Raw genomic sequence first — 25,516 nt, forward strand, 5'->3', positions numbered from 1 at the left:
TCCCCGCTTGACCGCGCGCAGCTACAGCATGGCCCATGTGGCGTCTTTACCAGTTCCCTCTCTGTCCCTTCTCCCGCAAGGTACGCCTGCATCTGGGAGAAAAGGGCGTGGGCTATGAGCTGGAGCGCGAAAACCCTTGGGCGCAGCGTGACGAATTTCTCGACATGAACCCCACCGGCCGGACGCCGGTGATCGAGGACGAAGAGCGCGGACTGGTGATCGCGGATAGCCGCGCGATCTGCGAATATTTCGAGGAAACCGTCGAAACCAACAAGATGATCAGCGGCAGTTCGGCCTATCGCGCCGAAATCCGCCGCCTGGTCGCTTGGTTCGACGAGCAGTTCTACGGCGATGTCACTGGCCCGCTGATGCACGAGCGGATGTACAAACGCCTTGTCCACCGTCAGCCGCCCGATGCGCGCGTGCTGCGCGAAGCGATGAAGCTCGCCAACACGCATCTCGATTATATCGATTATCTGATCGACCATCGCAGCTGGCTCGCCGGATCGACGCTGAGCCTCGCCGACCTCGCCTGCGCAGCGCAGCTATCGGTGGCGGATTATCTGGGCGGGATCGACTGGAGCGGGCACGAACAGACCAAGGGCTGGTACTCGATGTTCAAAAGCCGCCCCAGCTTCCGCCCGCTGCTGAGCGAACGCATGGAAGTGGTGAAACCACCTGCGCATTACGAAGAAGTGGATTTTTGACGCTTCGCAGGGTTCACCGCCCGATGCTTCTGCCGCGAAAGCATCCCACGCCTTTTTAACCCTACGTCGCCCCGGACTTGATCCGGGGCCCAGCTTGTAAAGCCTACGTCGCCAGAGCAGCTGGCCCCCCGGGTCAAGCCCGGGGTGACGCGGGCTGGGGCGCAAACGGAGCGCCACGGCGCGCTCGTTCTTACCGACGTACCGTTACCCAGCCTTCACCGCCGCCAGGATATAGTTCAGCCTCTGATCGTCGCTGAGGTGCAGGCCTTGTCCCGGACCGAAGGCGATGCCTTCGCGGTCGATCACGTCGAGTCCGGCGTCGGCCAGCAGCGTCTCGCATTCTTCGGGGGTGAGAAACTTGTCCCAGTCATGCGTGCCGCGCGGGATGCGGCCCAGGCGTTCGGCGCCTTCCACCAGCAGCAGCTTGGATGCGGGCGTGCGGTTGGGGGTGGAGAGGATCAGCAGCCCGCCCGGCGCCAGCTTGCCCGCCAGCTCGGCGGCAAAGCGCGCCGGATCGTCGACATGCTCGATCACCTCCAGGCAGGTGACGAGATCGAACGGCCCCGCGTCCAGCTCTTCCACCGCGACCGCTCGGTAATCGATATCGAGCCCGGCCCCGGCGGCATGCGTCTTGGCCGCGGCGATATTTTCCGGAGCGGCGTCGATCGCGGTCACCGCCGCGCCCAGCCGCGCCAGCGGTTCGGCGAGCAGCCCCGCTCCGCAGCCGACATCGAGCGCGCTGCGACCTTGAAGCGGCGTCCATTCGCATTTGTCGCAGGCGAAATGCCGGTCCACCTGCCGCCGGATATAGCGCAAGCGCACCGGGTTCAGCTTGTGCAGCATGGCGCTGGAGCCTTTGGGGTCCCACCAGTCGGCGGCCATCTTGCCGAAATGCGCGGCTTCGTCCGCATTGATCGTGGACGGCGATTTAGCGGGGGCGGACAGGGTTTCGACGCTTGAATTGCTCATTTTCGCTGCCTATCAGGTGCGCCGCTTGCCCCCAAGATAATTTCGCCGAACTCGTTTCTTTCGTAACTTTCCATCACGCCGAGGAGCAGACCGAACCGACATGGCCCGCATCGTGATGAAATTCGGCGGCACCTCCATGGCCGGGACGGAGCGCATTCGCCGCGTGGCGCAGATCGTCAAGCGTCAGGCGGAGGGCGGCCATGAAGTCGCCGTCGTGGTCTCCGCCATGGCCGGCGAGACCGACCGACTGGTACAGTTCTGCCGCGAGGCGAACCCGCTGTTCGATCCGGCGGAATATGACGTGGTGGTGGCCAGCGGCGAGCAGGTGACCAGCGGCCTCCTCGCCATGACGCTGCAGGCGATCGGCGCGAAGGCGCGCAGCTGGATGGGCTGGCAGCTGCCGCTGCGCACGGACCTGTCGCACAGCAAGGCGCGCATCGGATCGATCGTGCAGGACAACCTCATCGCCTCGATGCAGGCCGGCCAGATCGCGGTGATCCCCGGCTTTCAGGGCATGACCGACGAAGGCCGCCTCTCTACCCTTGGGCGCGGCGGATCGGACACCAGCGCGGTGGCCGTGGCCGCGGCGATCGAGGCGGACCGCTGCGATATCTATACCGATGTGGACGGCGTCTACACCACCGATCCGCGCATTGTCAGCCGCGCGCAGAAGCTGAAGATGGTCACCTATGAAGAGATGCTGGAACTCGCCAGCGTCGGCGCCAAGGTGCTGCAGACCCGCTCCGTCGGGCTCGCGATGAAAGAGGGGGTGCGCGTACAGGTGCTCTCCAGCTTCGTGGAGGACGGCGCCCCGCCCGCAGACAGCCTGCCCGGAACGATGATCGTGAGCGACGAGGAACTCGCCGCCGCACAGGACAAGGACCCCAGCATGGAACGCCAGCTCATCACCGGCATCGCCCACGACAAGAACGAGGCGAAGATCACCCTCACCCGCGTTCCCGACGAACCCGGTGCGGTGGCGCGCATCTTCGGGCCGCTGGCGGATGCCAACATCAATGTGGACATGATCGTTCAGAATGTCGGGCGCGATCGGGGCGAAACGGACGTCACCTTCACCGCGCCGCGCAGCGATCTCGTCCGCTGCACCGAAATCCTGGAAAACCAGCGCGAGGCGATCGGCTACAACCGCATGATCACCGACAGCCGGATCGCCAAGATCTCTGTCGTGGGCGTCGGCATGCGCAGCCATGCCGGCATCGCGGCGGACATGTTCAAGGCGCTGTCCGACCGCAAGATCAACATTCAGGCGATCACCACCTCCGAAATCAAGGTCAGCGTTCTGATCGACGAGGACGAGACCGAACTGGCCGTCCGCGTGCTGCATACCGCCTACGGGCTGGACGCGGACTAGACACCCTTTCGCTTTTGCGGGGAATGGCCCCTTCTCAGCTCCCCACACGCTTGCGGGAGCGTCCCGGGGTGGGCATGGAAGCTACATCAGATCCAGCGGCCCGCTTCGCTGACTTCCACCTTTAACCCCTTCCCCAATCGGGAGGGGATCGAGCAGGACCACCATGACCCATCCCAACCTTCGCCGCTTGATGTCTCGCGGCACCGATTTCCTCGGCTGCGACTATGCCATCATGTGCGGCGCGATGAGCTGGGTGTCCGAGCGCAATCTCGTCTCCGCCATCTCCAATGCGGGCGGCTTCGGCGTGATCGCCTGCGGCGCGATGACGCCGGACCTTCTCGACAAGGAAATCGCGGCGACCAAAGAGCGCACCGTCAAGCCGTTCGGCGTGAACCTGATCACCATGCACCCGGACTTGATGGAGCTGATCGCGGTCTGCGGGCGGCATGAGGTGACGCATATCGTGCTGGCGGGCGGCCTGCCCCCGCGCGGCTCGATCGAGGCGATCCGCGAAACGGGCGCCAAGATCATCTGTTTCGCGCCGGCCATCGCGCTCGCCAAGAAACTGGTGCGCACCGGCGTCGATGCGCTGGTGATCGAGGGCATGGAAGCGGGCGGCCATATCGGCCCGGTTTCCACCAGCGTTCTGGCGCAGGAAATCCTGCCCGAGCTGGCCGATCAGCTTCCCATCTTCGTGGCCGGCGGCATCGGGCGCGGCCAAGCCATCGCCAGCTATCTGGAGATGGGCGCGGCGGGCGTGCAGCTGGGCACCCGTTTCGTCTGCGCCACCGAATCGATCGCGCACGAGAATTTCAAAAAAGCCTTCTTCCGCGCCTCCGCCCGCGATGCGGTGGCCAGCGTGCAGGTCGATCCCCGCCTGCCCGTCATTCCGGTGCGCGCCTTGAAGAACAAGGGCACCGAAGCCTTCACCGCCAAGCAGCGCGAAGTCGCCGCCGTGCTCGACGAGGAAAAGATCGAGATGAGCGAGGCGCAGCTTCAGATCGAGCATTATTGGGCCGGGGCCCTTCGCCGCGCGGTCATCGACGGCGATGTCGAGAACGGATCGCTGATGGCCGGCCAGTCGGTCGGCATGGTCAAGCAGGAAGAAAGCGCCGCCGAGATCATCAACACCCTCGCCAACGAAGCGGAAACCGCGCTGGCGCGATAGCTCACGCGCCTGCACTGGCCAAAAAACCGTGAGCCCTGAGCTCGTCAAAGGGCGTTTCTCGGTGACAGCGCTATCTCGAGAATCGCCGTAGGTGCTGCGCACCGTCTGCGACTCCGATAGGCTCAGGGCTACGGCTCTAACCGGTAAAGTTTGCGCGTTGGGCGAACGCTGTCGGTCGCTGGTCGAGGCGCGCACTGGCTGTCTTGCAATCGCAACACAGCTTGGCGATACAGGCAGCATGACCGACGAACCCCAATCCGCTGCCGCCGAACCGCTCTGGGGCGAGGCTGAGGGGCTGACCGCGGTGGAGCCCAATTATCGCTGGGTGATGACCATCAACGCGGGCATTCTCGGTCTCATACTGCTCGTCGGCGTGGCCGTCGCGGATTTCGTGCTGGCCGAAAAACTCGGTTGGCAGCAGGGCAGCCTGCTCGGCCCGCTGGCACTGATCATCCTCTACCTCGTCTTCGCGATACCCGGACGGCGCTGGCTGCGGCTGGGCTATGATCTGAGCGAGGACCGGCTGCGTGTGGCGCGCGGTTATCTATGGCGGCGCGATACGATCGTGCCATTCGGACGCATCCAGCATATCGATGTCGATCAGGGAATAATCGACCGCGGCTTCGATCTGGCGACGCTGATCGTCCACACTGCTGGCACGCATAACAGCACGGTAAGCCTGCCCGGCCTGGACGAAACCCGCGCCGCCGAAATGCGCGAGGCGATCCGCGCGCATATCAAGCGCGAGACGCTGTGAACGAGGCCGCGGCCCCGCCCCGCCCCTGGGGCGAAGAGCGTCCCATAACTAGCGAGGCGGCGGTGGCCGCGGCAGCCGGCGAACCGCAACGCACACATCCGCTCTCGATCGTCACCGGCTTCATCGCCGCCTTGCCGCAGGCGCTCTACGCCATCCCGGCCTTGCTGGTGGGCGGCGGCAAGGCGCTGCCCTTCCTGATCTTCATCATCCCCACAATCATCGCCCTTTCGGGTTTCGCGCGCTGGCTGACCTGGCGCCATTTCACCTATCGCATCGGCGAAGAGGAAATCCGGATCGATCAAGGCGTGGTCAGCCGCCAGAGCCGGTCCGTGCCGTTCGAGCGCATTCAGGATGTGGGGCTGGAACAGAAGCTTTTGCCCCGGCTGCTCGGCCTTGCCGCGGTCAAGATCGAGACCGGCGGCGGCAAGGGCGAGGATGCCGAGCTGAGCTATCTGAAGCTGGCCGATGCCGAGGCGCTGCGCGACCTGATCCGCGATCGCAAGCAGGGGGTCATTTCTGAAACGAACGCTGCGGCGAAGGCCACCGTAGAGGATGAAGCGCCGCCGCTTTTCGCGATGGATACGCGCCGCCTCATCATCGCTGGATTGTTCAATTTTTCGCTCGTCGTGATCGGCCTCACCTTTGCGTTTCTGACGCAGATTCAGGATTTTCTGCCCTTCGATCTTTACGATACGGAATTCTGGATGGGTGTCGCGGGCCGGGTGCATATCGAGGAAATCCGTACCATTGGCCTCGCCGCGCAAATCATGGCCGCCTTAGGCGGTGTTCTGATCCTGATCGCTGTCGGCATCTTGAGCGGTATCATACGCACGGTGCTGCGCGATTACGGGTTCCGGCTCAGCCGCGTGCCTGCGGGCTTCCGCCGCCAGCGCGGGCTTCTGACGCTCACCGATGTGGTACTGCCGCGTCACCGCGTTCAAGCGGCGCTGATCCTGAGCGGGCCGATCCGCCGCCATTTCGGTTGGCGCGAGTTGAAGTTTCAAAGCTTGGCGCAGGACAGCAAGGCGGGGAGCGACCACAGCGTCGCCCCCCTCGCCCACCCACAAGAGCTGGAACCGATCCTGACAGAAGCGGGGCTGGAGAACGCCGCCGACGCCGCCCGTTTTCACCGCGCAAAGCTCGGCCCGTTCCTGCTGAACTGGTCCATCCTGGCGCTCCTGATCGGGGGCGGGGCTACGGCGCTGCTGTTCATCGCACCGCTCGCCGCGCCAGTCGCCTATGCCATTGCGGGGTGGTTCCTGCTGCTCGCCTGGCTGCGCTGGCGCTATCATCGGCACGCGCTCGTCGGCGGTCAGCTTTATGTGCAGACCGGCTGGTGGCGCCAGCGCCTGACGCTGCTGCCTATGGTGAAGACGCAGAGCATCGATCTCGTCCGCAGCCCGGCGGACCGCCTGTTCGGCACGGCAGGGCTGGTCTTCGGCGTGGCCGGAGGATCGGCCAGCTTCCCGCTGCACCTGCGCGCCCTGCCCCTCGCCGACGCCGCAGCGCTACGCGAGACGATCATGGCGGCCGTGACGCGCGTCGATTTTTCGGAAGTGAACGAGGCCTAGGGTTCGCATCCCCAAAACCCGTAGCCCTGAGCCTGTCGAAGGGCGCTTCTCCGTGTTGCGCTGCATCCGATAGACGCCCTTCGACAAGCTCAGGGCTTACGGTTTTCATCAGCATGCATTTCCAGATGCTGGCCATTCTCGAGGCTGCACCCTAGCATCCAGCAAAAGACCAACAGGGAGACCCCTCATGCGCCCCGCTTTCGCATCGCTCGCCGCCATCGCGCTCGCCAGCCTTTCGCCGTCCGCCGCCGCCCTTGCCGCTCCGCCAGCGCCGGAATCGCAGCCGAATCAGGACGCGGCGATCCTGCATGACGTGATGGAAGAATTCTGGGCCTATGTGCTGGAGCGCAACCCCACGCTCGCCAGCTCGGTCGGCGTGGACGATTATGCCGGACAGGTCAGTGATTATTCGCTCGCCGAAATGGACCGCGAGGCGAACCAAGCCGGCGCGTTTCTGAAGCGGCTCGATATGGTCCATCCCGATCGCCTGAATGAGGAAGACCGGGTGAACTTCGCCATCCTGCAACGCATGCTGCGCGAGCAAGTGGAGGCCAATGCGTTCGGCCAGCGCACGGTGAACTTCACGAGCTATTCCAGCTGGCACCAGAATTTCGCCTCGCTCGCCAGCAATTCGCCGTTCGATAGCAAGGCGGATTATCGCAGCTATATCGATCGCCTCGCCAAATTCCCGCAGATCAACGATCAGTCGATCGCGGTGGCGGATCAGGCGATCGCGGGCGGCTACACCCAGCCCTGCGTCACCCTGGTCGGCTATGAAGGTACGATCACGGGGCTCATCACCGAAGACCCAACGGAAAGCCGTTTTTACGAACCGTTCACCCGCCCGCGCCCGGCCACGATCTCAGAAGCCGATTACGAGGCGCTGAAGCGTGAGGCGGCACAGGTGATCCAGCAGGATGTGTTCCCGGCGCTGCTGAAGGAGCGTGACTGGTACACCGAAAATTACGCCCCCAAATGCGCGCGCGATCCGGGTGTCTCCTCCCAGCCGGGCGGCGCCGACTATTACGCCTTCCGCATCCGCCAGATGACGACGACGGACATGACCGCGGACGAAATCCATCAGCTTGGCCTCAGCGAAGTCGCGCGCATCCGGGCGGAAATGGAGAAGGTCGCGGCGAAGGCGGGCTATGACAGCCGCGAGGCGTTTATCGAGCATCTGCGCACCGATCCGTCTTATTATGCGAAGACGCCGGAAGAGCTGCTTGCCAAAAGCGCGCTGCAGGCGAAGAGCAATGACGGCAAGCTGCCCGGCCTGTTCGGCCGCCTGCCCCGCCTGCCCTATGGTTTGAAAGCGATCCCCGCCGAAACCGCGGAGGGCACCACCACCGCTTATTACGGCCCCGGCTCGCCGGAGATCGGCGTGGCGGGCACCTATTTCGTGAACACATCGAAGCTCGACCAGCGGCCCTTCTGGGAAATTCCGGCGCTGACATCGCATGAAGCGGTGCCAGGTCATCACCTCCAGATCGCGCTACAGCAGGAGCTGGAGATGCCGGAATTCCGCAAGCAGCTCGCCTTCTTCACGGCCTTCGTCGAAGGCTGGGGGCTCTATTCGGAACGGCTCGGCATCGAGATGGGCATCTACGACACGCCCGAAAAGGATATGGGACGGCTGAGCTACGAGATGTGGCGCGCCTGCCGCCTCGTCGTCGACACCGGCATCCATTCCAAAGGCTGGTCCAAGGAAAAGGCGGTGGCCTTCATGACCGAGAACAGCGCGCTCAGCGCGGCGAATATCGATGCCGAGGTGAACCGCTATATCTCATGGCCGGGCCAAGCGCTCGCCTACAAGATCGGCGAGCTGAAGATCCGCGAACTCCGGCAGCGGGCCGAGGACGAGCTCGGCGAGAATTTCGACATCCGCGGCTTCCACGACGTCGTGCTCGGTCAGGGCGCGGTGCCGCTGGATCTGCTCGAACGGCGCGTCGATGCGTGGATTGCGGAAAAGGCGGGCTGAGCGGCCCGCCTTTCAACCGTCACCCGTTCGCACTGAGCCTGTCGAAGTGCCGTTCTCACCGGGAGCGAAGCCCAGTGAGGTGAACGGGGGCTTCGACAAGCTCAGCCCTAACGGATTTTAGTTAAATCTAAGGCTCAATTCTGCGGTTCGGGCAGCGGCGTTGTCGCCACCGGATCGGCCTCGCTCTCGGGCACATCGTCCGCAGGCGTTTCGCCGGCAGCCGCTGCCGCCTGCGCCTTTTCGCGTGCATCGCGGCGGGCCAGCTCTTCCTGCACCAGACGTTCGGTCTCGGCCGCTTCCTCGTCGATCCGCGCAAGGCGCTTTGCCCGCTCTTCCTCGACCAGCAGACCGGCCTGCATCTCGGCGCCGCCATCACGCTCGGCATAAGCGCGCTGGATCAGCTGCTGCGTACAGCCGGTGACGCCGCCTGGCCCCGTCGGCGTACAGCTGCCAATGCCGCCCTGGCCGATCGTCTCGAGCGAACGCACCCGCTCGCTCCACGATTCATTCTCCGGGCTGTCGCTGGAACGCAGGCCCTTGGGGATGCGATAGCGCTCGCTCTCGTCGAAGCGCTTGCAGACCACGATTTCGTCGGCGGTGCTGGGCGGGCAGGCATCGTCACCGTAGATGGCAAGCACCTGCACCCGGTCACCCGCATTGTCCTGAGCAGCGGCGGGGGTTGCGGCGGCAAGGGCGAAACCGCCGGCGGCCAGAGCGAAAGAGAGTTTTGCGAAGGTCATATCCATCCTCATCCCAGCGGCCGCGTGAACGCCGCCTTAAATTCGTTTCGAAACCGCAATCGCCACGCGGCAACCCAGCCGGATCAATCCGCTCATTAGCGGATAGCCCGGGGCGTCCTCCGCACCGGAGGCGAGCGCCGTGTCGCGATGTTCCAGCTCCTCCTCCCTGAAATCCGCGATCATGGCCGATAGTTCCGGGTCGCTATCGCCCAGCTCGTCCAGCTGTTCGCTATAATGCCGGTCGATCTCGGTCTCGACCGCGGCGGTGCAGGCCATCGCCGCCTGCGGAGAGATGGCGGCCGTCACCGCGCCCAGCGCAAAGCCTGCGCGGTCCCAGAACGGACGCAGCGCCGTCGGCCGCACCCCGCGCTCTATCATCAGCCGGTCGAACTCGCTGCAATGCCGTTCCTCCTGCGCCGCCATATGCGCGATGGAGCGGGCCGCGGGCGAGCGATCGCCCATCACCGCCAGCTGACCGGCATAGATGCGCGTGGCCCCGAATTCGCCCGCCTGATCCACGCGGATCATGCTTTCGATCGATGCTTTTCGCGGCTGGCTCATGCGGGCCTCCTGCTGGCGTAAAAGAAGATGGCGGCAGCGCCGACCACCGAAATGAGGAAATTATATCCGGCCAGAGAGATGCCGAACAGCGACCATTGCACCTGATCGCAGCGCACGATGGGCGCCTTCATGATCGCGTCCAGAAAATCGCCACCGCCGCTCGCCTGAATAGTGGAGGAGCAGCTGGTGATGCCTTCCCACCAGCCATATTCCACCCCGGCATGAAAACCGCCGATAAGGCCGGAGATCAGGATGGCAAGGCCCGCCAGGATGACGCAGGCGCGAGCCGCGCCGCCTTTCACCGCGAACGCCAGCAGCGCCAGCGCGAGCGCAGCGAAATGCGGGTAGCGCTGCCACCAGCACATCTCGCATGGATACAGGCCATAGGCATATTGGCCGAGATAGGCGCCGCCCAGCAGCGCGGCCGGGATCAGCAGCGCCAGCCAGCGCGCGGTAAACAGCGCCCGGGTTCGCCGCGCCGCCATGTCAGTTTGTCGCCGCCTTCTTCTTGGCCGGAGCGGTCTTGGCCGCTGCCGCGCCGAGCTGGCCATTCTTGCCAAGGCGCCCGATCGTCTCCAGCGCATAATGGAGCTGGAAGTCCTCGATGCCCTGCGCCTTCAGCTCATCCGCGGTCATGGAAAAGCGCGGATCGTCCTTCTGGTCTTCCTCCAGCGCCTTGTCGTCGGCGGCCAGCTCGTTGATCAGATGGCGGCGAAGATCGGATTCGCGGATATTGGTTCGCGAGGCATAATCGGGATCGCTGAGCTGCGGCACGCGTATATCGGGATCGATCCCGCCTTCCTGCACCGACCGGCCGGAGGGCGTATAATAGCGCGCGGTGGTAAGCCGAAGCCCCGTATCGTTCGTCAGCGGCACGATGGTCTGCACCGATCCCTTGCCGAAGCTACGCTCGCCCATCACCAGCGCGCGGTGACGATCCTGAAGCGCGCCCGCCACGATTTCGGACGCCGACGCCGAACCCGCGTCGATCAGCACGATCACCGGCAGGCCGCTCGCCGCATCGCCGGGCTTGGCGAAGAATTTCAGCGTATCGGCCCGGCGGCGGCCGCGCTGGGAGACGATCTCGCCATCGTTCAGGAAATCATCGGAGACGTTCACCGCCTCGTCCAGCAAACCGCCGGGGTTCGAGCGCAGATCGAGGATATAGCCCAAGGGCTTGTGGCCCAGCCTCTGGTCGATCGCCTTCATCGCCGCCCGCACGTCCGCGCCCGCGCCGTCGGTGAAAGAGCTGATGGTGATGATGCCGACATCATCCTTCGTTTCCCACTTCACCGGCTCCAGATCGATGATCGCACGGGTGATGGTAACGTCGAACGGCTTGTCGCGGCCGGGACGGAAAATGGTGAGCGTGATATCCGTGCCCGGCTCCCCGCGCATCTGCTCCACCGCTTCGTCCAGCGTGCCGCCGTAGATCAGCTTGCCGTTCAAATGCGTAATGAAATCGCCCGCCTTGATCCCGGCCTTGTCGGCGGGGGTATCGGCGGTGGGCGCGATCACCTTCACCGCCTCATCCTCCATGGTGACGGTAAGGCCCAGCCCCCCATATTCGCCCTCGGTCTGCGTCATGAGGTCCGAATAAGCGCGCTCGTTCAAATAGGAGCTGTGCGGATCGAGGCTGGAGAGCATGCCAGAAATGGCGCCCTCGATCAGCTTGTCGTCATCCACATCGTCTACATAAAACGCCTTGATCCGCTGCATCACGCCGATCAGCTCGCTCATCTCCCGCGCCGACCCGGCATCGACCTGCGACATGGCGGCGGTGGAAATGGGAAGCAGTGCGGCGGCTCCGGCCAGAGCGAGCGCGCGGAAAAGACGGGTGTTCATATCGATGTGCAGGCCTTCGGGTGATGGGATGCAGGCATGGCACCGCTATAAGGCGATGCGCGCCCGCTTTCCAATCGCATTAAACACGCATGACTTTCATGGGCGTGAATAAGGGGCGAAGGCGCGGCGTTCGATCGGCATCCGTAGCCCTGAGCCTGTCGGAGTCGCAGACGGCTCTTGAGCCAAGGGCGTCTTTCGACCGAGCGCTGCTGCCGATAGACGTGCTTCGACAGGCTCAGCACTTACGAATTTTTGCGACTGCGAAGGGAAGCTTTTACAGCATCGCCGCGACGTCCACCGGCTTTCCCTTGCGGCGCAGCTCCAGCGTCACACGGCCCCCCGCACTGCCAAGCGGTTCACCGGCGCGCACCACCGCGTCCTTGGCAACCGAGAGGCGCCCGAGGCCGGTGACGAGGCTCGTCCAGCCCGCGCCGTGATCGATAATCACGATATCGCCGAAGCTGCGGTAGCGCCCGGCATAGCGCACGGTGCCCGCCGCCGGGGCAACCACGGACGCGCCCGGGCTTGCTGCAATGGTGATACCCCGCTGGCGATAGCCCGAGGCGCTTTCCTCTCCGAAACCGTTCACGACCTTGCCCGCCACCGGCAAGCGATAGGCGGCTGAGCTTCGTTCGGCGGTATCGCCGCGCGGCTTCACCGGCGGTGGCGGCAGATCTTGCAATACGGCCAGCACCTCGCCTGCCGCCCGGTTCCGTTCCTCGTTCGCCACGATATCGCGCGCTTCTTCACCCAGCGCCAGCGCGCGGGAGCGTTCGCGCACCGCACCGCTCTGGAGTGCGGCGAGCGCGCGGCGTTCCGCCACCTCCGCCTCGGCCAGCGCCTGACGCCGTTCGGCGAGCGCGGCGCGTGCGCCCGCCAGATCGTCCAGCTCGGCGCGTTCGGCGGCGCGAAGCTTCTCCACCCGGCGGATCGCGGCGCGCGTTTCGGCGGTCCGTGCCTCGATACGCGGGACGGTGCTGTCCAGAATCGCGCGGACATGAACCAGATCCTTGGTCGATCCGGGGCGCAGCAATGCAAAGGCAGGCGGCTGGCGCGAAAAGCGTTCCAGAGCGCCGGTCAGCCGCATCAGCGGTGCGCGGGCGATGGCTAGCGCGCGCTCTTCCTCCGCCAGCCGTCCGCCGATGATGGCAAGCGCCGCGCGGGCTTCTGCGATCCGCGCTTCCTGCGCGGCGATATCGCGTTCCAGCGCGTTGCGCCGGGCGGCGGTTCCGCGCACGGCGCGCTCCGCTTCCTCGGCCTTCACCCGAAGCGCCTCGCTGCGCTCCTCCGCCGCCACGGCATCGTTCTGCGCGTCCGCCACCGTGCGCTGCGCCGCGGGACCAGCCGCGGCCAGCAGCGGCAGTAGAGCGAGGATGGGAAGGGCTTGGCGCATCGCGTTATCCTTCGCGATGATAGGGGTGGCCTGCAAGGATCGATGTGGCGCGATAAAGTTGTTCGGCCAGCATGGCGCGGGCCAGCATGTGCGGCCAGGTGGCGCGCCCGAAGCTGAACAGCAGGTCCGCCTCCGCCCGCTGGGCATCGTCAAATCCGTCGGCCGCACCAATCATGAAGCGCGCCTCGCGCACCCCGTCGTCGCGCCAGCCGCCCAGCATGTCGGCAAATTCCAACGAATTGAGGGTGCGGCCCGTCTCATCCAGCAGGATGGTGCGCTGCTGTGCCGCCGGCTCGGGCACTTTCCCGCCGCGATCGGGCAGCTCGGTCAGCTTTGTGGGCCACTGGATGCGCTTCACATAGCGCTCGACCAGCTCCGCCTCGGGCGAGCGCCCGATCTTGCCGCGTGCAACGATGTGAAGCAGCACGCGGCCCCTCCCCGATTCAGTCTTCCGCGCGCGGCGCGGTTGCCGTCAGGCGTTTGCGGTTTCTCCGCCCTCGAACGCCCACATCCGCTCCAGATTGTAGAAGCTGCGCACTTCGGGGCGGAACAGGTGGACGATCACATCGTCGGCATCCAGCAGCACCCAATCGGCATTGGGAAGCCCCTCGATCCGCGCGCGGCCGCCGGAATGCTTGATCTTCTCGGCCAGCTTCTGCGCCATCGAGGCGACCTGCCGCGTGGAACGACCGCTGGCGATGACCATATGATCGGCGATCGAGCTTTTGCCTTTCAGATCGATCGAGACGACTTCCTGCGCCTGATCGTCGTCGAGCGAAGCCAGTACGATATCGAGCAGCCCGTGTCCCGTTGGGATGGGGGCGGTTGGCGCCGTGGGGCGGCCCGGCGCAGGCGTGACGTTTCCGGTCAATTCGACTCCTCGGTGTGTTGAACGGACGAACTCGCGTCCGGCGATTTCCCATTTGCGGGGCCATCGCCGTCCGTCAGAAATTCGCGATACCAGTCGGGATCGGCCATGCGGATGGCGGTGGCCGAGCGGGGATCGGGACGAAAGCGCAGTAACACGAGCGCCGGCGTACTCCAGTCCGTCCAGTTTCTTCGCCGGTCCGGGCGATGGACGAACCGCCGGAACCAGGCCATTGCGGGTGACGCAAGGGCATCCTCCATATAGCCCGGACGGGCAATGACCGCAATCGGCATCGTCCGCGCGATCCGGCGCCAGTCCCGCCAGCGGTGAAATTGCGCCAGATTGTCCGCCCCCATCACCCAGATGAAGCGGTGTTTCGGATAACGCCGTTTCAGCGCGCGCAGCGTATCGACGGTGTAGCGCGTGCCCATCCGCCGCTCGATGTCGCTGGCGACGATGCGCGATCGGCGGGCTTGCCGCTTCGCCGATCCCAGCCGTGCTTTATACGGCGCCATGCCCTTTTGCGGCTTCAGCACATTGCCGGGCGAAACGAGCCACCACATCGCGTCCAGTTCCAGCGCGTCGATCGCGAACAGGCTGATCGAACGATGCCCGCCATGCGCCGGATTGAACGATCCGCCCAACAGACCGATGCGGCTCACGCCCAGAACCCGAAACGAATCGAACAGGACAGGAACAAAACGCGATTCAAGCGGCGATCGACCCATTTATCGAGCTGATGCATATCAAGGTTCCCTCTAAAATGGGTCATTTCATCGCACCGTCGCCTCGACTCGTCCGTATTTCGGCGGACATTGATTCGCATTCGATGGATCGCGCCGCTAACTCCGGACCCGAAACGAACAAAGGGTGGGTCTCTTGAGCTTTCAAGCGAAGGCAGCCGGTTTACGCAACCGGCTGACGGAACTATTTGTCGATCGCGAATTCTTCATGCGTGCCCAGGGTGAGGTGCGCTTCATCAAGATCAGCGCGAAATTACAGAAGCGGCTGGTGACGCTTGGCGCGCTGGTGCTGATCGCGATGATCGCGATTTCCGGCGCGGCGCTGTTCGGCCTGATCGCCACGGGCATGGAGCAGAACCAGCTCGCCGCCAAGCAGCAGCGCATCGCCACCGCGCAGGAACGCGTCGCGGCCTATCGCGGCTCGATCGATGAAGTCGCGAAGGATCTGGCGGCGCGGCAGGACAAGCTGGACCGCTTGTACAAAGGCCATTTCGGCCCGCTGAACGATGCGGCCGCGCCTGAGGCAGAGGTGGACGAAACCACCAGGAAAGTCAGCGCGATGATCCCCGAGGCCGCGCCGCTGGCCCGCCTCGAAGCGCGTCAGCTGGCCTTCGTTTCGCAGCTTTCCGGCCTTGCCGATCAGCGCTCCAAGCGCGCCGAGGCGGCCATCCGCAAGTTCGGTATCGATCCGCGCCGCTTCCTGAAATCGAACGAGGCGAGCGGTGGTCCGCTGATCAAGGCCGGCAACACCAAACAGGATTATGCCGATCCGCGCTTCGCCAGCCTGGCCGGCAAGCTGGGCCGGATGGACGCGCTGGAGCGCCTGCTCGCCGCCATCCCGACGTCGAAGCCCGCGGCGATCACCGCGATGACCAGCAATTTCGGCTTCCGTCACGATCCGTTCACCGGCGAAGGCGCGTTCCACAGCGGCATCGATTTCCGCGGCCCCCGCGGCACGCCGATCCTCGCCGCGTCGGAGGGCAAGGTAACCTTCGCCGGCGTCAAGGGCGGCTACGGCAACTGCATCGAAATCACGCACCGCGGCGGCATCGTCACCCGCTATGCCCATTTGCGCAAATTCACCGCGCATGTCGGCCAGACGGTCGATCGCGGCCAGCAGATCGCCCAGATGGGCTCCACCGGCCGCTCCACAGGCCCGCATCTGCATTTCGAGGTCCGCGTGAACGGCCGCGCCGTCAATCCCGCCAAATTCCTGGAGGCCAATCCGGATGTTTTCCAAGCCCAAGCAGACGCCCGAAACCGCACCGACGCCGATGCGTAACCGCGATGCCGCGGGCGGCCACGGCACCACCTTCTCGATCATCGGCGCGGATGTCCGTGTCAGAGGCGATATCGAGGCGAGCGTCGATCTGCATATCGACGGCCAGGTGGAAGGCGACGTGCACTGCGCCGCGCTCGTGCAAGGCGCGGGCAGCGTGATCACCGGCGGCGTGGTGGCGCAAAGCGCCAAGCTCGGCGGCCGCGTGGAAGGCTCGATCGACGCGGTTGACCTCGTCATCGAAGCGGGCGCGGAAATCCACGGCGACGTGACCTACACCAACCTCACCGTCGCCAACGGCAGCAAGGTCGAAGGCGCCTTCCGCCACAAAAGCAGCGCGGCGGACAAACCGGCCAGCAACGTCGAGCCGATCACGCCCGCAAAGGACATCGGCGCTCTGCGGGCGTAAAGCCAAGCGCCGAAAATTCAGCGCAAGACTTTACCGATAGCGCCTCGTCGCCCCTGCGAAGGCAGGGGCAGCGGCATTTTGTGTCGAAGACATTTGAAAACGACCTGTCGGCAATTACTCGAATTATTTCCCTTCCCAAACCTGGACATTCAAAGTCTACATTTGGAACGGTTGCGGAATGTCCGATTTCGGGTTCCGTGAGCATCTAAAAATCCGAAGGTCGTAATTGTTGGAACGTGCCGTTCCGGCCGTGATATCATCCGCCATGGCCATCTTAAAATCCCAAGGGGTATCGCCCACTGAGCGGCTATTAGCGGAATTATGCGACCGTACTTTTTTGCGCCTATGGAGTTATCCTAATCCGTGCCGCGACGACGGAAAAGAACTGTGCGACCTGCTCGTCGTCTTTCAGAATGACGTTCTGATTTTCTTCGACCGAGAAAATCGGAGATTTGACCAAAATCCAGAAGACGTTGATCTAGCTTGGAAGCGCTGGCGCAAGGAAGTCATCGACAAGCAGGTTGCCACCGCCCACGGCGCGGAAAGGTACATTCGCTCCGGGCGATCGATCTATCTGGATCCTCAGAAGAAACAGCCATTTCCTATTCCGATCGATCCAAGCCAGATTCGGTGTCATAAGATCGTTGTTGCGCATGGCGTGAAAGAGGCTTGCAAGCGAGCTTCTTCGGCTAACGTTTTAGGTAGCTTGGCAATCTCCTACGAGGAGAAAGACGAGCGATCCGATCGCCCGTTTTTCGTGCAGATTGATCGGAAACATCCGGTCCACATTCTCGACACCGAGAATTTGCAAATCGCCTTGTCCGAACTCGATACGATTTTCGACTTCACGGCTTATCTGGATGCAAAACTCGAAGCGATTCAGCGTCACGCCCTATCGTACTGCGGAGAGGAAGATGTCATCGCGCACTACTTTCTCAATTTTGACGAGAAGAAAAATCGCCACATGATCGGTACGCTCGACGCGTTCGATATGGTTCATATCGGTGAAGGCGAGTGGTTCGATTTTGAGCGCAGCGAGCTATATGGGCGGCGAAAAGAGGCAAACCAAACTTCGTATTTCTGGGATCGCTTGCTACAGATAACGTCCAACAATGCCCTGAAGGGTGTGCTCGGCGGAAACAGCAAGCCTTTCCACGGCAAGAGCGCGTTGCATTTCATGGCCATGGAACCGCGCTTTTCTCGGCGAGGCCTTTCGGACTTCATGTTGAAGTCGATACGAAACTTTCCCGAATCCGATGAGCCTGTGGTTCGTAATGTCTCGCTGATGCCTTCATTCTACGAAGGCGTGGTGTACGTGTTCCTCCAACTCAAAGTTTCAGATGATCTCCGAAATTCAGAGACCTGTCGGGAGGTACGTTCCGGCATGCTTGAGATAGCGTGTGCCGCTGCAAAGCTTAGAATGCCGACCCTTAAGAGAGTGATCGGCATAGCGACTGACGCGCCGAAGTTCGCGGGCAAAACAAATTCTGAAGATTTGCTTTTGATGGAATTTGAGGACTGGAACGCACAGCGACGGGCCTACTATGAGGACGCTAACGAGAAACTGAGATTTTTCCGGACACCACAAATGGAGGAGTGCAAACAGACGATCTCGGAGTTTCCGACGGCAACTGCAAAATCCAAAGCGCGCGGCAAAGTGGGAAGAAACGAACTATGCGTCTGTGGGTCCGGTTTGAAGTCCAAAAAGTGCTGCGGCCGATAGAGTTTACGAGCCGTAGAGGAAGTAAAGAGGGCTTGCTGAGTGATCGCCGCGGAGCAGAAGACACCCTCCCCCCGACTTGGAGCACTTGCCGTCGTTGCCAGCAGGTGGCCTCGCAAAAAAGCTGACATCCTTCGCTGCGCAGCCATGTAATTGAGCCCCAAGCGCGTCCAATGGCTAACATTGAAGGTTTCTGCGCGCAGAGGCTTAGAAATGTCCGCTCATAGGATACTCTCCCGTTTCGCGGAGTGACTGATACTAGGACGCAAAATGGCCCCTTTCGCAGCCGCTTCGAGCGGCAGCTGACTACCTTGATTCGACCAATCAACGCTTTTGTCGAAAGCAGTCTTTCTCGAGGTCACAGTCTGCAAAGGCCCCGCGCAAAGCATAACTTCCGCCTAAAATCGCTGTCCTACACCGCCCCGCCGGCGCTATGATCGCCCCATGCACACCTCCCGCCTCCGCCCCTCTCTCGACGGCGGGCGCGGGGGACGCGCTTGTTGCGAACGACTTCGCGCGAAACCCGCCTTCCGCGACAAGGGTGACAAGCCAAGCTCAGGCGCGCGGGGGTTGGCGGCGATAGCTGAGGGCTTCGGCGATGTGGATGCGGCTCACCTCATCGGCCTCGGCCAGATCGGCGATGGTGCGCGCGACGCGCAGCACGCGGGTGTAGCCGCGCGCGCTGAGGCGCATCGCCTCGGCCGCCTGTGCGAGCAGCTTGCGGCCCGCCTCGTCCGGCGTGGCGTGGGCTTCCAGCACTTCGCCGTCGATCTCGCAGTTTGTGCGCGCCGCGACGCCTTCGTAGCGCGCGGTCTGGCGCGCCCGCGCGGCAGCCACTCTGGCGGCGACCTCTGCGGAGCCTTCGGCGGGCGGCGGCAGGACGAGGTCCGCGGCGGTCACCGCCTCCACCTCCACATGCAAGTCGATCCGGTCGAGCAGCGGGCCGCTCACCTTGCTCTGATAGTCGGCGGCGCAGCGCGGCGCGCGGCTGCACGCCAGCGCGGCATCGCCGAGGTGGCCGCAGCGGCACGGGTTCATGGCGGCGATCAGCTGCACCCGCGCGGGGAAGGTGACGTGGCTGTTGGCGCGCGCGACGCTGACCTCGCCCGTCTCCAGCGGTTGGCGCAGGCTGTCCAGCACGGGCCGCTGGAACTCAGGCAGCTCGTCGAGGAACAGGACGCCCAGATGCGCCAGGCTCACCTCGCCCGGCTTCACCTTCAGCCCGCCGCCCACCAAAGCGGCCATCGAGGCGCTGTGGTGCGGATCGCGATAGGGCCGCGCGCGGGTGATGCGGCCATCGATCAGCGTGCCCGCGACGGAGGCGACCATGGAGACCTCCAGCGCCTCGGCCGGTGTCAGATCGGGCAGGATGCCGGGCAGGCAGCTCGCCAGCAGCGACTTGCCCGCGCCGGGCGGCCCGATCATCAGCAGGTTGTGCCCGCCCGCCGCGGCGATCTCCAGCGCGCGCTTGGCGGTCTCCTGCCCCTTCACCTGGCGCAGGTCCGGTCCGGCCACGCGCTCGCTCGCCTCGCCCGGCGCGGGCGGGGTGAGGACGGAGCTGCCGTTCAAATGGTTGAGCAGCGCGAGGAGGTCGGGCGTCGCCAGCAGGTTGAGCTCGCCCGCCCAGGCAGCCTCCGCGCCCTGCGATGCCGGGCAGATGAGGCCGCGGTCGCTCTCCGAAGCGTGGAGCGCGGCCAGCAGCACGCCGGGCGAGGCGGCGACGCGCCCGTCCAGGCCCAGCTCGCCCACCACGACATACTCGCTCAACGTCTCGGCGTCCGCCACGCCCATTGCGCCGAGCAGCGCGAGCGCGATCGGCAGATCGTAATGCGAGCCTTCCTTGGGCAGATCGGCGGGCGAGAGGTTCACGGTGATTCGCTTCGGGGGAAGCGACAGGCCGATGGCGGTGAGCGCGCTGTGCACCCGCTCCCGGCTCTCGGCCACCGCCTTGTCGGCAAGGCCGACGATGGTGAATTTGGGCATGCCCGGCGCGATCTGGCACTGCACCTCCACGGCGCGCGCCTCCAGCCCGAGATAGGCGGTCGTGGCGACCGTCGCGACCATATGCGTGCCTCCCCCCCAAGAAGCGGGCGGCCGGAGCGGACGCCTTGGCCGCGATAGTGTCGCGTCCGCGCCCGTCTGACAAGCGCCGAAATGGTGGAAAGGTCAGTCCGCTTCGGAGACTTCGCCCACGAGGTTGCACGCGAACAGGCGCTCCACGTCCTTGCGCGCCCAGCCCTCATGCTCCGCCGCGGCGAGCAGCACCATCAGCTTGGCGAGCGCGGCGACGGGCGTCATGTCGCCCGAAGTAATCGCGCCCACCTGCGGCAGCCAGGCGCCCGCGGCATAGGCGCTCGACGCCTGCCGCCCGGCGATCACCTGCGTGCTGTCGACCACGATTACGCCCGCCTCGCTCGCCGCCTGGAGCGCGCGGTAGACGGCGCCCTCGGCCGGGGCATCGGGATTGCCGGAGGGGAAGTTGCCCTCGCCATAGCCCAGCAGCACGAGGCCCTTGAGGCCGGTGGAGACGCAGGCGTCGATCAGCCGCGCCATCTGCGCGGTGCCGGCGGCGGCATCGAAGGCGGCGGGGAAGGCGCTGAGCGGCATGACGGCGCAGGCGTCGATGGTCTCGGCGATGGCCGCCAGCCGATCGCGCACGCCTTCGCGCACGCTGGGGTCATCCAAGCTGACGGATCGGTCGGCGGGGCCGGGCAGCACGCGGGCGCGGTCCACGTCCAGCGTGATGCCATAGTCGCCCAGCGGCGGGTAGTTGGGCGAATCGAACGCGCGGAAGTCGCTGGCGTCCACCTTCAGCACGCGCGATCCGCGGAACAACCGTGCGTCAAAGTAGACGCAGACCTCCGGCAGCCCCAGCCGCGCGCAGGCCACCGCGCCGCATAGGTTCTGGAAGGCGTCGGTGTTGAAACGCAGCACGTCCGGCTCCCCGCGTGCGTACATGGGTACTTGGCTGCCGGTGACGATGACGGGTTTGGACAAGAGCGCCCCCCCCGCCCCGCCGCAGCCGACGCGGTTCAGCAGGAACGGCAGCGCGGCCGCGGTATAGTCCATCGAATCGGTGCCATGCAGCAGCACAAACCCGTCGAACCGATCATACTGCTCCAGAATGTAGTCCGCGATGCGGCACCAGTCGCGCGGCTGCAAATTGGTGCTGTCCAGCGTGCCCGTCGCAGCGTTCGGAAAGGCAAGCCCGGTGTCCAATGTCAGCTCCAGCTCCGGGTACATCGCGGTCAGCACCGGCTCGATCAGCCGCCGCGAATTGGCCGCGAAGTCTTGCGCGCTCATCGGTGCCAGCGGGTCGCCGACGCAGGCGATAGTCCCGCCGCTGTTGATGACGCAGATCTTCATGAGGCTTTGCCCTACCCTCTATTCGTAATCGTCGTCCTGATAATAGTCGCCTGCCAGATCGCTGAACTTGGTGATCTCGCTCTGGAACTGCAGGGGCACGTTGCCGGTGGAACCGTGGCGCTGTTTGGCGACGATCAGGGTGGCGCGATTGACGAGCTGCTGATGGCGTTCTTCCCATTGTGCCCATTTCTCGACCACGTCGGGCGGACTCGATCCGTCCTGATTGGGCGCATCGGGGCGCAGCGCGTCGTGATAATATTCGGCGCGGTAGATGAAGAGCACGATATCCGCGTCCTGCTCGATCGAGCCCGATTCGCGAAGGTCCGAGAGCTGCGGGCGCTTGTCCTCGCGCTGCTCCACCGCGCGGCTGAGCTGCGATAGCGCAAGCACTGGGACGCTGAGTTCCTTGGCCAACATCTTGAGGCCGCGGCTGATTTCCGAGATTTCATTTACGCGGTTGTCGTTCGCGCGGCCCGTGCCCTGCAGCAGCTGCAGATAGTCGACGATGATGAGGCCGATGCCGTGGCGGCGCTGCAGGCGGCGGGCGCGGGCGCGAAGCGCCGCGATGGTGAGACCGGCGGTATCGTCGATATAGAGCGGCAGATCCTGCAATTCCCGGCTGGCACGCGACAGCTCGCGAAACTCTTCGCGGCTGATCTTGCCCATGCGCAAATGCTCGGACGAGATACCCGACTGTTCGGCCAGAATACGCGTCGCCAGCTGGTCGGCGGACATTTCCAGGCTGAAGAAGGCGGTCTTGGCACCGACAGACTGCGCCGGATCGATTCCGTCGGCCATGTCGCGCATGTATCGGCTCGCCGCGTTGAACGCGAAGTTGGTGGCGAGCGCGGTCTTGCCCATGCCCGGACGCCCCGCAAGGATGGTAAGGTCGCTCGCATGCAAGCCGCCGATCTTGCGGTTCACGCTGTCGAGACCCGTGGTGGTGCCGGAGAGGTTGCCGCCCGCCTGCAAGGCCCGCTCGACCATGCGGATCGCCTCGGTCGAGGCGGTGAGGAAGTCGGTCGCCTGTCCGCTTTCCCCTTCGCCTTCGGCTACCTTATAAAGCGCGCTTTCCGCGTCCTCGATCTGTTGTTTGGGATCGATCGATTCGCTGGTGTCCAGCGCCGCCTCGACGAGGTGCCGGCCGACCGAGACCAGCTCGCGGAGAAGCGCCAGGTCATAGATCTGCTCGGCGAAATTGCGCGCGCCGATCAGGCCGATATTGCTCTCGGTCAGGCGCACCAGATAGCCGGTGCCGCCCACTTCCTTCAGCGCCTCATCATGCTCGAAAAAGGGTTTCAGCGTGACCGGCGTCACCACCATGTTGCGATCGAGCAGCTTCAGCACCTGATCGTAGATTCGCCCGTGCAGCGGCTCGAAGAAGTGCTGTGATTGCAGCTTGGTCTGCACGTCTTCCGCGATACGGTTGTCCAGCAGCAGCGCGCCCAACAGCGCGGCCTCCGCCTCGATATTGTGCGGCAGGCGGGTGGTCTCCTCGCCCTCCCCGCCATCGCTCACCAGTCTGATTGCTTCCGCCATGGGGCGCCTGATGAACCCTCGGCAGCAATGCTGGCAAGTGTGGCGGCGATTATCGCTGGGGAACGATCTGTGGATCGCTGTGGATAAAACATTACTGCTTGTCCCTGCGCGCTCATCGCCTATCGATGGCGACATGGCGAACCCGCGCATCATCAAGGTAGAGCTGGACGAGGCGACGATCCTCTGGCGCAATGCCGATATTGAGCAGGAGCGCCGGATCGCGATCTTCGATCTGATCGAGGAGAACCATTTCGCGCCGTGCCGCGATTATCCGGACGGCTATGCGGGCCCCTATCAGCTTTATCTCTCGGTGAATGAAGGGCGGCTGGTACTCGACATCAAGCGCGAGGATGGCGGAGCGCTGGAGACGCTGATCCTGGGCCTGGGCCGCTTCCGCCGCCCGATCCGCGATTATTTCGCGATCTGCGACAGCTATTATCAGGCGATCCGCAAGGCCACCGCGCAGGAAATCGAGACGATCGATATGGCCCGGCGCGGCGTCCACAATGACGCGGCCGAGCTGCTGAAGGAGCGGCTGGAGGGCAAGGTCGACGTGGATTTCGCCACTGCACGGCGGCTGTTCACATTGATCTGCGTTCTGCATATCAGGGGTTAGAACTGCGGTGGCCGATTCACCGGCCCGCGCTCTCATCCAATCCGAATGACAGGGGAATTCACAAGGTGGCGCGACGGCGTGGCAAGCTGCTTGGCATCGTTCTGGTGCTGCTGGTTCTCGGCGGACTGGCGGCGGGCGCGTGGCTGTTCGCGGCGCGCTGGGCCCCTTCGCGCGCGCAATATCCGGTACAGGGCGTCTATCTCGATACGCATGAGGAGCGCGCGACCTGGCCTACGATGAAAGCGACCGGCGTCGATTTCGCCTATCTGCTCGCCACCATCGGCAGCGATGGGCGCGATCAGGATTTCCAGCGGCGACTGGCTGAGGCAAAGGCTGCAGGAGTGCGCGTGGGCGCGGTACACCGCTTCGATCTGTGCCGGCTGGCAGGCGATCAGGCAGGCAATTTCATCACCAACGTGCCGCGTGGGCGGGACATGCTGCCCCCGGTGATCGAGATGCGTTTCCTCGACAGTTGCAAGGACAGACCGGGCCGTGCGCTGGTCCTTTCCGAGATCGCAGCGCTGATTGCGCAGATCGAAAACCATTCGGGCAAGCCCGCGGTTATCAAGCTGGGCAAGGATTTTGAGGCAATGTACGATATCAGCACGGCGGTGAACCGCACCGTCTGGCTGCAACGTGATTTCTTTCCGCCGGATTATGCGGCAAGACCCTTCGTCATGTGGACGGCGAACGAAAAGCGGGACGTGGAGGGGCTGGAAGGCCCCGGCAACTGGGTGGTGGTACAGCCATGAGCGGTGATTTTTCCGGACTGGACTTGGCGCTGGTGGTCGAGGCGCGCAAGGCGATGGCGAACGCCTATGCGCCCTATAGTCGCTTCGCGGTGGGCGCGGCGGTGGAGTTGGACAACGGCACCATCGTGCGCGGCTGCAATCTGGAAAATGCGAGCTACGGCCTGGCGCTATGTGCCGAAGCCACCGCGCTCGCCACAGTGAACGCGCATGGCGGTTTTGCCCGCGTGCGCCGCATTGCCATCGCCGGCGGCCCGATGGACGCCGATCCGGGCGCACCCAGCGCCGTCGTCACCCCCTGCGGACGCTGCCGCCAGATGATCCGCGAAGCGCGCGATGTAGGCGCCGCGGAAATCCGCATCATCTGCGCAGGCGCGCACGGGGAAACGATGCGGGTCTACGGGATCGATGACCTGCTGCCTGATGCGTTCGGGCCGAGCAATTTGAGCCAGGGGACCGCATGAGCATTCTTTCCGACATCTGGATCCGTGAGCAGGCGCAGAGCCATGCCATGATCGAGCCGTTCGTCGAGGCGCAGCGGCGGGACAATTGCATCAGCTATGGCCTCAGCTCCTATGGCTATGACGCGCGCGTGGCGGACGAGTTCAAGATCTTCACCAATGTCGACAGCGCGGTGGTGGACCCAAAGAACTTCGATTCGAATAGCTTCGTCGATCGCAAAACCGATTGTTGCATCATTCCCCCCAACAGCTTCGCCCTCGCCCGCACGGTGGAATATTTCCGTGTGCCGCGCGACGTGCTGGTCATTTGCCTTGGCAAATCGACCTATGCGCGTTGCGGTATCATCGTGAACGTCACGCCGCTGGAGCCGGGCTGGGAGGGGCATGTCACGCTGGAATTTTCCAACACCACACCCTTGCCGGCGAAGGTCTACGCCAATGAAGGCGCCTGCCAGTTCCTGTTCCTGAAGGGCGATCAGCCTTGCGAGACGAGCTATGCCGATCGCGCCGGAAAATATATGGGCCAACGCGGTGTCACCCTGCCGAAATTGTAAAGATCAGGGGGCGGCATTAGCGATTCGGTAAGCTCTGATCGCTCGCGACTCGCCGGTTTCTCTGGGTTTACGTCTTATTAACCTTTTGCATTCATTTGTCGGATGGTTAATAATGCTGGCGCGTATCCGTTTCAGGGATCGGAACGTGCGG

At 64.2% G+C, this 25,516-nt stretch carries 25 protein-coding genes; 13 read left to right on the top strand and 12 right to left on the bottom strand.

Going from position 1 to position 25,516, the window contains the following annotated elements:
* Nucleotides 1-35: 35 nt before the first annotated feature.
* Nucleotides 36-707 carry a glutathione S-transferase family protein gene (locus I6A82_RS13750; protein WP_187334342.1) on the top strand — a complete coding sequence of 224 codons (672 nt, stop codon included), beginning with the start codon at nt 36-38 and terminating at the stop codon, nt 705-707.
* Nucleotides 708-911: 204 nt separating this feature from the next.
* On the opposite strand, the gene ubiG is transcribed toward I6A82_RS13750, so the two are convergent.
* A complete protein-coding gene (gene ubiG, locus I6A82_RS13755) occupies nt 912-1,676 on the bottom strand; it encodes a bifunctional 2-polyprenyl-6-hydroxyphenol methylase/3-demethylubiquinol 3-O-methyltransferase UbiG (RefSeq protein ID WP_198095325.1) in 765 nt (254 codons plus the stop codon).
* Between the two features lie 100 nt (nt 1,677-1,776).
* Here ubiG and I6A82_RS13760 point away from each other — a divergent pair, with 100 nt between their 5' ends.
* From I6A82_RS13760 to I6A82_RS13780, 5 genes are all read left to right on the top strand, one after another.
* Nucleotides 1,777-3,048, top strand: coding sequence for an aspartate kinase (locus tag I6A82_RS13760; protein ID WP_198095326.1), 1,272 nt, complete (start codon nt 1,777-1,779; stop codon nt 3,046-3,048).
* A gap of 163 nt (nt 3,049-3,211) precedes the next feature.
* Complete coding sequence (locus I6A82_RS13765; protein WP_198095327.1) at nt 3,212-4,216, top strand: NAD(P)H-dependent flavin oxidoreductase; 1,005 nt, start codon at nt 3,212-3,214, stop codon at nt 4,214-4,216.
* A 238-nt stretch (nt 4,217-4,454) separates the two neighbouring features.
* Nucleotides 4,455-4,973, top strand: a complete 519-nt coding sequence (locus I6A82_RS13770) for a PH domain-containing protein (RefSeq protein WP_232343455.1) — start codon at nt 4,455-4,457, stop codon at nt 4,971-4,973.
* Nucleotides 4,970-6,544, top strand: a complete 1,575-nt coding sequence (locus I6A82_RS13775; RefSeq protein WP_198095328.1) for a PH domain-containing protein — start codon at nt 4,970-4,972, stop codon at nt 6,542-6,544. Before I6A82_RS13770 ends, I6A82_RS13775 begins: the two co-directional genes overlap by 4 nt.
* 187 nt (nt 6,545-6,731) lie before the next feature.
* Nucleotides 6,732-8,522 (top strand): DUF885 domain-containing protein, encoded by a 1,791-nt coding sequence (locus I6A82_RS13780; protein WP_198095329.1) that lies wholly within the window; start codon nt 6,732-6,734, stop codon nt 8,520-8,522.
* Between the two features lie 134 nt (nt 8,523-8,656).
* Here I6A82_RS13780 and I6A82_RS13785 read toward each other — a convergent pair whose 3' ends face one another.
* The 8 genes from I6A82_RS13785 to I6A82_RS13820 all read right to left on the bottom strand — a co-directional run bounded on the left by I6A82_RS13785 (nt 8,657) and on the right by I6A82_RS13820 (nt 14,591).
* A complete protein-coding gene (locus I6A82_RS13785) occupies nt 8,657-9,262 on the bottom strand; it encodes a hypothetical protein (protein WP_198095330.1) in 606 nt (201 codons plus the stop codon).
* A 36-nt stretch (nt 9,263-9,298) separates the two neighbouring features.
* On the bottom strand, nt 9,299-9,823 hold the full coding sequence (locus I6A82_RS13790) for a demethoxyubiquinone hydroxylase family protein (RefSeq protein WP_232343456.1): 525 nt from the start codon (nt 9,821-9,823) through the stop codon (nt 9,299-9,301).
* Nucleotides 9,820-10,308: a disulfide bond formation protein B gene (locus I6A82_RS13795; RefSeq protein WP_198095331.1), complete on the bottom strand. Its 489-nt coding sequence runs from the start codon at nt 10,306-10,308 to the stop codon at nt 9,820-9,822. The genes I6A82_RS13790 and I6A82_RS13795 overlap by 4 nt, the downstream gene beginning before the upstream one ends.
* A gap of 1 nt (nt 10,309) precedes the next feature.
* Complete coding sequence (locus I6A82_RS13800) at nt 10,310-11,668, bottom strand: S41 family peptidase (RefSeq protein WP_198095332.1); 1,359 nt, start codon at nt 11,666-11,668, stop codon at nt 10,310-10,312.
* 274 nt (nt 11,669-11,942) lie between these two features.
* The gene (locus I6A82_RS13805) at nt 11,943-13,061 is read right to left on the bottom strand and encodes a murein hydrolase activator EnvC family protein (RefSeq protein ID WP_198095333.1); all 1,119 of its coding nucleotides are present in this window, start codon (nt 13,059-13,061) and stop codon (nt 11,943-11,945) included.
* A 4-nt stretch (nt 13,062-13,065) separates the two neighbouring features.
* The gene (locus tag I6A82_RS13810) at nt 13,066-13,488 is read right to left on the bottom strand and encodes a 23S rRNA (pseudouridine(1915)-N(3))-methyltransferase RlmH (protein ID WP_198095334.1); all 423 of its coding nucleotides are present in this window, start codon (nt 13,486-13,488) and stop codon (nt 13,066-13,068) included.
* Between the two features lie 45 nt (nt 13,489-13,533).
* Entirely contained in the window at nt 13,534-13,878 is a 345-nt protein-coding gene (rsfS, locus tag I6A82_RS13815; RefSeq protein WP_246449852.1) for a ribosome silencing factor, read from the bottom strand.
* A 50-nt stretch (nt 13,879-13,928) separates the two neighbouring features.
* The gene (locus tag I6A82_RS13820) at nt 13,929-14,591 is read right to left on the bottom strand and encodes a nicotinate-nucleotide adenylyltransferase (protein WP_198095335.1); all 663 of its coding nucleotides are present in this window, start codon (nt 14,589-14,591) and stop codon (nt 13,929-13,931) included.
* 217 nt (nt 14,592-14,808) lie between these two features.
* Between I6A82_RS13820 and I6A82_RS13825 the strand changes: the two genes are divergently transcribed.
* From I6A82_RS13825 to I6A82_RS13835, 3 genes are all read left to right on the top strand, one after another.
* Nucleotides 14,809-15,954: a M23 family metallopeptidase gene (locus I6A82_RS13825; RefSeq protein WP_198095336.1), complete on the top strand. Its 1,146-nt coding sequence runs from the start codon at nt 14,809-14,811 to the stop codon at nt 15,952-15,954.
* Nucleotides 15,902-16,360 carry a bactofilin family protein gene (locus I6A82_RS13830; RefSeq protein WP_232343457.1) on the top strand — a complete coding sequence of 153 codons (459 nt, stop codon included), beginning with the start codon at nt 15,902-15,904 and terminating at the stop codon, nt 16,358-16,360. Before I6A82_RS13825 ends, I6A82_RS13830 begins: the two co-directional genes overlap by 53 nt.
* Before the next feature lie 229 nt (nt 16,361-16,589).
* Nucleotides 16,590-18,083 (top strand): YecA family protein, encoded by a 1,494-nt coding sequence (locus I6A82_RS13835; RefSeq protein ID WP_198095337.1) that lies wholly within the window; start codon nt 16,590-16,592, stop codon nt 18,081-18,083.
* A 552-nt stretch (nt 18,084-18,635) separates the two neighbouring features.
* Here I6A82_RS13835 and I6A82_RS13840 read toward each other — a convergent pair.
* From I6A82_RS13840 to I6A82_RS13850, 3 genes are all read right to left on the bottom strand, one after another.
* Nucleotides 18,636-20,144 carry a YifB family Mg chelatase-like AAA ATPase gene (locus I6A82_RS13840; RefSeq protein WP_198095338.1) on the bottom strand — a complete coding sequence of 503 codons (1,509 nt, stop codon included), beginning with the start codon at nt 20,142-20,144 and terminating at the stop codon, nt 18,636-18,638.
* A 102-nt stretch (nt 20,145-20,246) separates the two neighbouring features.
* Complete coding sequence (locus I6A82_RS13845) at nt 20,247-21,446, bottom strand: asparaginase (protein WP_198095339.1); 1,200 nt, start codon at nt 21,444-21,446, stop codon at nt 20,247-20,249.
* Between the two features lie 18 nt (nt 21,447-21,464).
* Nucleotides 21,465-22,985 (bottom strand): replicative DNA helicase, encoded by a 1,521-nt coding sequence (locus tag I6A82_RS13850; RefSeq protein WP_187334360.1) that lies wholly within the window; start codon nt 22,983-22,985, stop codon nt 21,465-21,467.
* 133 nt (nt 22,986-23,118) lie between these two features.
* Here I6A82_RS13850 and I6A82_RS13855 point away from each other — a divergent pair, with 133 nt between their 5' ends.
* The 4 genes from I6A82_RS13855 (at nt 23,119) to dcd (ending at nt 25,365) form a co-directional block, all read left to right on the top strand.
* On the top strand, nt 23,119-23,601 hold the full coding sequence (locus I6A82_RS13855) for a UPF0262 family protein (protein WP_187334361.1): 483 nt from the start codon (nt 23,119-23,121) through the stop codon (nt 23,599-23,601).
* 65 nt (nt 23,602-23,666) lie between these two features.
* Entirely contained in the window at nt 23,667-24,353 is a 687-nt protein-coding gene (locus I6A82_RS13860; protein ID WP_198095340.1) for a GH25 family lysozyme, read from the top strand.
* The gene (locus I6A82_RS13865) at nt 24,350-24,814 is read left to right on the top strand and encodes a cytidine deaminase (RefSeq protein ID WP_198095341.1); all 465 of its coding nucleotides are present in this window, start codon (nt 24,350-24,352) and stop codon (nt 24,812-24,814) included. The genes I6A82_RS13860 and I6A82_RS13865 overlap by 4 nt, the downstream gene beginning before the upstream one ends.
* A complete protein-coding gene (gene dcd, locus I6A82_RS13870; protein WP_198095342.1) occupies nt 24,811-25,365 on the top strand; it encodes a dCTP deaminase in 555 nt (184 codons plus the stop codon). The genes I6A82_RS13865 and dcd overlap by 4 nt, the downstream gene beginning before the upstream one ends.
* Nucleotides 25,366-25,516 lie beyond the last annotated feature (151 nt).

Origin of the sequence: Novosphingopyxis sp. YJ-S2-01, assembly GCF_016093175.1 — a bacterium.
Taxonomy (GTDB): Bacteria; Pseudomonadota; Alphaproteobacteria; order Sphingomonadales; family Sphingomonadaceae; genus Novosphingopyxis; species Novosphingopyxis iocasae.

Bases quoted from the DNA above. Each gene is read 5' to 3' on its own strand.
- ubiG (WP_198095325.1), bottom strand. From the start codon at position 1,676: ATGAGCAATTCAAGCGTCGAAACCCTGTCCGCCCCCGCTAAATCGCCG.
- I6A82_RS13765 (WP_198095327.1), top strand. From the start codon at position 3,212: ATGACCCATCCCAACCTTCGCCGCTTGATGTCTCGCGGCACCGATTTC.
- I6A82_RS13760 (WP_198095326.1), top strand. From the start codon at position 1,777: ATGGCCCGCATCGTGATGAAATTCGGCGGCACCTCCATGGCCGGGACG.
- I6A82_RS13750 (WP_187334342.1), top strand. From the start codon at position 36: ATGTGGCGTCTTTACCAGTTCCCTCTCTGTCCCTTCTCCCGCAAGGTA.
- I6A82_RS13830 (WP_232343457.1), top strand. From the start codon at position 15,902: ATGTTTTCCAAGCCCAAGCAGACGCCCGAAACCGCACCGACGCCGATG.
- I6A82_RS13845 (WP_198095339.1), bottom strand. From the start codon at position 21,446: ATGAAGATCTGCGTCATCAACAGCGGCGGGACTATCGCCTGCGTCGGC.
- dcd (WP_198095342.1), top strand. From the start codon at position 24,811: ATGAGCATTCTTTCCGACATCTGGATCCGTGAGCAGGCGCAGAGCCAT.
- I6A82_RS13800 (WP_198095332.1), bottom strand. From the start codon at position 11,668: ATGAACACCCGTCTTTTCCGCGCGCTCGCTCTGGCCGGAGCCGCCGCA.
- I6A82_RS13795 (WP_198095331.1), bottom strand. From the start codon at position 10,308: ATGGCGGCGCGGCGAACCCGGGCGCTGTTTACCGCGCGCTGGCTGGCG.
- I6A82_RS13805 (WP_198095333.1), bottom strand. From the start codon at position 13,061: ATGCGCCAAGCCCTTCCCATCCTCGCTCTACTGCCGCTGCTGGCCGCG.
- I6A82_RS13850 (WP_187334360.1), bottom strand. From the start codon at position 22,985: ATGGCGGAAGCAATCAGACTGGTGAGCGATGGCGGGGAGGGCGAGGAG.
- I6A82_RS13770 (WP_232343455.1), top strand. From the start codon at position 4,455: ATGACCGACGAACCCCAATCCGCTGCCGCCGAACCGCTCTGGGGCGAG.
- I6A82_RS13790 (WP_232343456.1), bottom strand. From the start codon at position 9,823: ATGAGCCAGCCGCGAAAAGCATCGATCGAAAGCATGATCCGCGTGGAT.
- I6A82_RS13840 (WP_198095338.1), bottom strand. From the start codon at position 20,144: ATGGTCGCGACGGTCGCCACGACCGCCTATCTCGGGCTGGAGGCGCGC.
- I6A82_RS13855 (WP_187334361.1), top strand. From the start codon at position 23,119: ATGGCGAACCCGCGCATCATCAAGGTAGAGCTGGACGAGGCGACGATC.
- I6A82_RS13865 (WP_198095341.1), top strand. From the start codon at position 24,350: ATGAGCGGTGATTTTTCCGGACTGGACTTGGCGCTGGTGGTCGAGGCG.
- I6A82_RS13785 (WP_198095330.1), bottom strand. From the start codon at position 9,262: ATGACCTTCGCAAAACTCTCTTTCGCTCTGGCCGCCGGCGGTTTCGCC.
- I6A82_RS13780 (WP_198095329.1), top strand. From the start codon at position 6,732: ATGCGCCCCGCTTTCGCATCGCTCGCCGCCATCGCGCTCGCCAGCCTT.